We start from the raw sequence: 6,413 nt of genomic DNA on the forward strand, positions 1-6,413 counted from the left end.
ACGGCCACGTCGGGATGAGCAGGCTACCGGCCCTGGCCACAAGCTGAACTGGGCCCGACACACTCACCGCTGATCGCTGATCGCTGATCGCTGATCGCTGAGCATCAACGACGAGCACGACCACCTCACTCATGCCGGCATACGGCCCGCCACGCTAACCGCCCAGCAGCCCCATCAGCGCCGCGGCGCGGCGGATTCGCCAATACGGACCCACGCTCCTAGCTGACCACCGGCTAGGGCTCGGCATAGTCATGGAAGACAACGCCGAGACCTGGACTCTACGCGTCGGGGAGGATCGACGACGCGATCGCCGTCGAGCAGCCGTTTGGTACTACGTCCTCCCAGCTGTACCTGCGGTACCACTGGTTCTGTGGCACGTTCGCTTCCAAGGGGTCGGCCAGCTGCTTGCCGGTGTGGCGGTGTTCACAGCCCTACTCTTCGGGCTGCTCGTCTTGATCTTCAACACAGGTGTGTCGGTCCGGAAGGACGCCGCCTCCCTCGACAACGCAGCCCAGATTCGACGCGTCATCGCCGACCTCCGCGCCAACGTGACCTACACAGCCGTCGTAGCGCTTGCCCTAGCTCTGGTGCTTGTCATCGGAGCCGCGACTATGTCGCCTCCGACGCCTTCTAAACCCGATCAAGGGCTCCATTGGCTATGGTCACCCGCACTGACATACCTCTTCCTCCACCTGGGCCAAAACTTGCTCACCATCTTGCGTCGCCTACGAACTGCCTTCAACTACCTAACTCGCTGACTGCAGCCGTGCAGTCCCTGGTCGTGCTGCCCTACGCCGCTCGACCACGTCTGCTTCCCCATGGCTCTTCGACGCTGAGCGGGTCGCGGATTCACTGTCCGCTGGCGAGTCAGTTTCCGCAGGTCAAAGGGCTCATGCTCACGTGATGCTCACGACGTCACCTGCTCCCGCAACCGCTTCATGAACGCCTCCTGCACCTCGTCGCGCCGTGCGGCGTCCAGGGACAGCATGTCCAGCACTGTGCCTAGCGCCACGGCGACCGCCCTTGCCTGCCGTTCCGCGAGTTCGATCTCCCGGTCGGCGATGCCCATGTCATGTGCGGTCTTCGCGTATCGGACGCACCGGTCACGCTCGCTGGCCTCGAGCTGGACGATGGCGCGGATCTCCTCGGACTGCTCGTAGAGCTCGCCCGCCGTGCCTGCGGAGCCCAGCCGCCAGCCGATCAGACCCTTGGCGCCGGTCTCTGGCGTGATGATGCCGCCTTCCCGGTCTACCTGCTCCTTGAGGAGGCTGGCGTAGTGGTGGGCCCGTAACCACGACATGTGCAGCATGCCCATGACTGCCTGCGCCGGGTCGACGGTCCTCGCGGGCTCGTCGCCGGTCGCGGTGAGCGCTGCCCAGGCGGTCACCGCCTCGCCCTTCGCCTTCGCGACTGCGCTCGCTGTGCCGGAGTGCATGCGGCACGCCGCGGTGCCACGGATCGACGACCCATGGCATCGGGCGCGTGTTCGTTTCGACAGCGACGAGCACTCCCACCGGCCGTGCAGATCGCACCAGGTCGCACCAGTGCGGCGCATGGGGTCGCCTGAGCGCAACGGGTGCACGGTCATGATCAACTCCTAACGCGAGGCGTACCGGCGGCGAGGAATCGTCGCGCGCCGGTCCGCCAGATCTGCCGCCTGTGTCGTGATGGGCCGGGGTGCTCGGCGGGCGCAGGGGGATCAGTGCGGCGTGGAGTATGCCGCTCCCCGCCCTTGCCGCTGGCTACTGCAGACGCGGTTTGACGCCCGCCGAGCTGGGTGGTGGCTACCACCTACCCCGTCTCGACCCGTTGCCGGGCCGAGACGTCCTGTCAGCCACTGTTGCGGAGGTACAGCTCTGGGCACTGTTCACGTATCGCCTCGAGCCAACCGGGATCCCGGTAAGCGGCCTCGTCCATCGTGATGTGGGGCTGCTCCAGCTCCTGTCCTCGGCTGGTGTCTTCCAGCCGGGTGAACTGCTGCGGGACCCGGGGGGCGTAGCTCGCGCCACGAACCGTGGGGTTGGTCTCGCCGACGGCCTGGATGAACTCCTGTAGATCCGCCGCCTGCGCGGTGTCCACACCAGCTGGCCCGGGCGGGGCGTAGTCCTGGGGATGGAGCCGGCGGTCGGCATCGATGAGCGGGCCGTGACCCGACGGGTTCGAGGCGGCGAGTTCGAGGTGGCGACCTGCGCGGGCGCCGCGGGTGGCGGGGCGGTCGATGAGATCGTCCTCGCGGGCAAGGTCGGATGCCTGGTTCCATGGCCGGCTAGCGTCGATCCACGCGTCGGCCTCATCGTGGGAGTCGGCGTCGCGGGCTTCGGCGGCGGCCGCGGTGATGAGCGGACCGCCTGGACTCTGAACCTGCAGGGCCCGGCCCTGGCGCTGCTGCTCGCGCCAGTGCCGCTGAATCTCCCGCTGCTCGAGGTCCATGGCGTTGAGGTCGGCTTCGAGCTCCTCCACCTCATGATCGAGGCCAAGGGGCCGCACAGTGTCCTCGTCGAATTCCGTGACATCGCCGAGGGTCTCGTCGGCGAGTGACATCGCGTCGTCGACGGACAGGCCGAGCCGGTCCAGCTCGGCGATGGCCTCCTCGTCGGTCATGTCGCCGTCGTCGAGGCCGAGGTCCCAGCGTCCGGCGTCGTGTTCGGGAGCCAGCTCGAGCACACTGGCCCGTCGGTGGCGGCGCTGCTCTGCAGCGTCCGCAGCGGCGAGGATCCCGGGGAGTCGTGCGGCGTAGTCTGCCGCCGGATTGTCGATCATGGTGATCCTTTCGTGAGTCTGTCTGGGGTTGCGGTGGTGTAGCGGGGTTCCTCCTGGGCGTGCAGGAGGCAGGTGTGGCAGCGTCGGCGGGCCGGCTCGGAGCACTCGGGGTCGGCGCATGCAGGCCATTCCGGCTGCTGCGCTACTCCGTTGGTCGTCGGTCGGTGTCGCGGCTCCGAAGCGTAGGCGTCCTGAGAAGGTGGGTAGTCGTGCCTCGCAGGACTCGCAAGCCTCGCAGTGATGCTCTGCCCTGCGGAAACATCGCTGGCTGAGTGCGAATCAGGCAAGGTTCGTGACTCGCAGTCGGTGCTCGACTGTCTCGCGGCGTCGCCTTCCAGAGTCGCGTGACTCGCGCCGTCCAACCGATGTTCACGCATGTCACGCGTGCCGCGCGAGTCACGTGAGTCTTGCGAGACTCCGTTGCGGACCTTCTCGGGACGGCCGGGATCATGCGAGGCACGCGAGACACCGTTGTGTGCCTTCTCTGGACGGCGGATGGACCAGCGGACGACGTTGTCATGCCCGGGGGGTAGCTCCTCGGCCATCCAGCCGGCCTGGCGCATCACCGGCACCTGTCGCCGCATCAGCATGGTGACCTCACGTGGCTTGCTCGGCCATCGCTTCGGTGGCCGCCACCGTTCGTCGGGCGGCGTTACGAAGGCGAGCAGTTCCGCCGAGGTGCCCTTGAACGGGGCAGACAGCCTCTCGTGCAGCGCCATGACGAACGGGTCAGCAGTGAGGCTGTCGCTGGCCAGCGACCCAGCATGCGAAACATACTGGTCGAGTCCGGCGGTGCCGAGCACCTGGTCGACAGCGGCGAGCACCCCGGCGTAGTCGGCCATCCGTGGCTTGGTGTCGAGACGGACAGATGGCAGCACCCCAATGACCCTCGCGGCGAGGTCGAGCAGGCCACCGAGGATGACCGGTTGCAACTCGGCCCATCGTGGCCACAGCTCGCTCTCGTCGCGCCGGCGATTGTCCGGGATGCGATGCAGGTTGACTGGAAGCAATCGGTCGGAAAGGTCGCCGCGGACTGCACCAAGGTCGATCCCTGTGACGATGACGCACCTGCGGAACGCAAACACGACGAGACCGCCGTCGGTGTAGAGCTGCCGGCGCACGTCGCCGTCACCGGTGACGGCGCGGCACAGCGTGTCGGAGAGCCAGTCCGAAACCGTGCTCAGGTTGTCCAGCGCGACGACCCAGGAGCCGGAGGCGGCCGTAACCCACGAATCGGCATCCCGCGGCGCCTTCCGTACCGCTACCGGCGACGGGTCGACGAGCATTGACAGCACCTTGCCCGCTGTCGTCTTGCCGGTGCCCTGCTCGCCGAACAGTCCGACGACTGGGTGCGGAACATCGGGCAGCAGCGTTGACACAAGCCACGCGAGCAGCAGCGCTCGGTCGTCTTCTCCGACATTGAGCAGGTCCCATAGTGGCCGCGTGTCGCCGCTGCGGGTGGGCTCCGGTAGCGGTGTGGTCAGCGCGGTGCGGCGGAACAACGGCAATCCCTGGTCAGTTACCGCCCACCCGTCTGCGGTGAGCCGCACAGCACGGCCGGTCGCGTCACCGAGATCGAGCCAGTACGCACCTTCATGCCGGCCGACGCGCAGATGGAGCTGCTCGGGATCACGATCCTGGCCGCGTCCCTCGAGTACCAGCAGCGCGTCAGCGAGTGCCTGCTGCGGGGCAGCCGCGCCGGCGACTGCGAAGTACTGGCGGGCGAGAGCGGCACGCAGAGACGTCCTTCCACCGCGGAGGGGGTAGGTGAACGGGATGCCGTAGCGTGGGACCGCGAACACGGTGCCGTCCGTGCATCGCCGCACCTCGTAGTGGTCCGTAGCCATGTCAACGATGACGGTCGCGGCGCTTCTTTGTGTCATGCGGCCCGCCCTACGTTGCGCAGCGACGTCAACCGCCCTGCCCAGTGGACTGGCGAGTCAAGGTAGTCGACCTGTCGGGGAGAGAGCGCCTCGTCGACGCCGCACTCGTGGTGGTCGAGTGGGCACCCGCACGGGCATCCGATTCGTCGACGGCCCCCGGGCGGGTTCCCAGGTTGACGTCCCGTCGCGTCCGGGTCGCAATCAGCCGGGCTCGTCGTCGGCCTGACTAAGCGCGGTCGTGGAATACTGACCACAGCTCGTCGTCCTATCCGTGTCGTAGGGTGGCGTCGGCGATGTCGGGGCCGTCCGCGTTCGCGTGCGGGCGGCCCCTCTCATATCTGGGATGCCGAGTGCCATAAGCAGGTCTGCCCGGCGCACCTTGTACCGATAGCCCACCCGCAACACCGGCACTGGGAACTCACCGCGGCGAGCTAGGTCGTACGAGAGCGTGCGACCGACCCCCAGCGCGCGACCGGCTATCGGCACACCCACCGCGGCAGGCAGTGCTTGAATCTCCTCGGCGGTCATAGATCTCATGCCGCACCCTCCCGCTCGATCAACCGCGCGAATGCTTCGAGCACGTCCAGATACGCGACTGCGGCGGCGCCATGCGGAAGACGTTCGCCGGTCTCCCAGCGGTGGATGGTGCTTGGGTGCACTGGCGGACTCGCCGATTCGCCGGCTTCTGGGTAGCTGGCGCCAACGGCTTCGCGGCGGCGCCGTGCCTCGCCTGTCCTCATCATCAGCCGCAACGTGAAGACTCTGGTATCCATGACGGGACGGTACTTCCCTCGACAACGCATCGGCCACACGTTGACCAGTCGCATGGTTGCCGATACTCTGTCCACGTGATGGCTAAGCGTGGACCGTCTGTCCTCGACGGTTGGAAGATCAGGCACCGCTTCGACGGCGTCATGGTTGGCATCCCGCCATATTGGGTGTCTGAAGCGGTCGGTCCCGACCCAGTCGGGACCGACAAGAAGCTCGCTGTGTTGATCGAGTGGGAGGCCATCCGCGGCCGGGCCGAGCCCGTCAGCATCACGGTCCGGTCAGTCCAACCAAGCGACCCGCCTAAGCGGTCCGTTACCCGAGAGCTAGCGGCTGCGGGGCACGCTGTGGCGGGAGTGTCCGCAACGTCTGTCAGGAAGCTAGGGATCGGCGACATGGTCGACGCACTCAGGCCACAAGTGGCGGAGGAGTGGCGCTCCTGGCGGCGCAGGCATCCAGATCAACGGCCGGAACCGATCAAGCATGGTGACCGGAAGGTCTGGTCGCTGGACGCTCTCTTGGCGAGTTCAGCGGAACCATTCGCCGCGAAGGCTGGACGAGGCCTTGCCCTAGAGCCCGACATTTACGTGGAGGCAGCACGGGTCTACAAGGAGGCTTACGCAACCAGATCACCCACTCAAGCCGTCGCGGATCATTTCACTATCAGTAAGGACGCGGCGGCGAAGCGCGTGGCTCGAGCACGCGAACGAGGACTGTTGCCGAGGACAACGCGCGGCAAGAGCAACGCTGTGGCCGAGGGTCAACGGCGGACGAGCCGGAGGAAGACATGAGGGCAGGTCGAGTCTTCAAGCGCTGCACCTGCCCTGCGCGCTACAACGCCCGCGGGAAGCGCATTAACTGCCCTAGGAGCGTGGGTCAGTAACACGCCAGTTGGGTTCCGCTGATCGTGGCGGGTTTCGCGAGATCATGAGTTGTGCCTGGAGATGCTGATGGTCACGGTTTGTTCGATGTCGATCCGATAGATCCGATCCGGGTGGTCGG

5 protein-coding genes and 1 pseudogene are annotated in these 6,413 nt (G+C 66.8%); 1 reads left to right on the top strand and 5 read right to left on the bottom strand.

Annotation, left to right across the window (positions count from 1 at the left end):
* Window positions 1-907 precede the first annotated feature (907 nt).
* From GEV10_31475 to GEV10_31495, 5 genes and pseudogenes are all read right to left on the bottom strand, one after another.
* On the bottom strand, window positions 908-1,435 hold the full coding sequence (locus GEV10_31475; GenBank protein MQA82925.1) for a hypothetical protein: 528 nt from the start codon (window positions 1,433-1,435) through the stop codon (window positions 908-910).
* Window positions 1,436-1,830: 395 nt separating this feature from the next.
* A complete protein-coding gene (locus GEV10_31480) occupies window positions 1,831-2,760 on the bottom strand; it encodes a hypothetical protein (GenBank protein ID MQA82926.1) in 930 nt (309 codons plus the stop codon).
* On the bottom strand, window positions 2,757-4,643 hold the full coding sequence (locus GEV10_31485) for an ATP-binding protein (protein ID MQA82927.1): 1,887 nt from the start codon (window positions 4,641-4,643) through the stop codon (window positions 2,757-2,759). The genes GEV10_31480 and GEV10_31485 overlap by 4 nt, the downstream gene beginning before the upstream one ends.
* 342 nt (window positions 4,644-4,985) lie before the next feature.
* Window positions 4,986-5,180 (bottom strand): annotated as a pseudogene (locus GEV10_31490) (hypothetical protein).
* Window positions 5,177-5,470: a helix-turn-helix domain-containing protein gene (locus GEV10_31495; GenBank protein MQA82928.1), complete on the bottom strand. Its 294-nt coding sequence runs from the start codon at window positions 5,468-5,470 to the stop codon at window positions 5,177-5,179. The pseudogene GEV10_31490 and the gene GEV10_31495 overlap by 4 nt, the downstream one beginning before the upstream one ends.
* 21 nt (window positions 5,471-5,491) lie before the next feature.
* Here GEV10_31495 and GEV10_31500 point away from each other — a divergent pair, with 21 nt between their 5' ends.
* Window positions 5,492-6,202, top strand: coding sequence for a hypothetical protein (locus tag GEV10_31500; GenBank protein MQA82929.1), 711 nt, complete (start codon window positions 5,492-5,494; stop codon window positions 6,200-6,202).
* Window positions 6,203-6,413 lie beyond the last annotated feature (211 nt).

The organism is Streptosporangiales bacterium (assembly GCA_009379955.1).
Classification (GTDB): domain Bacteria; phylum Actinomycetota; class Actinomycetes; order Streptosporangiales; family WHST01; genus WHST01.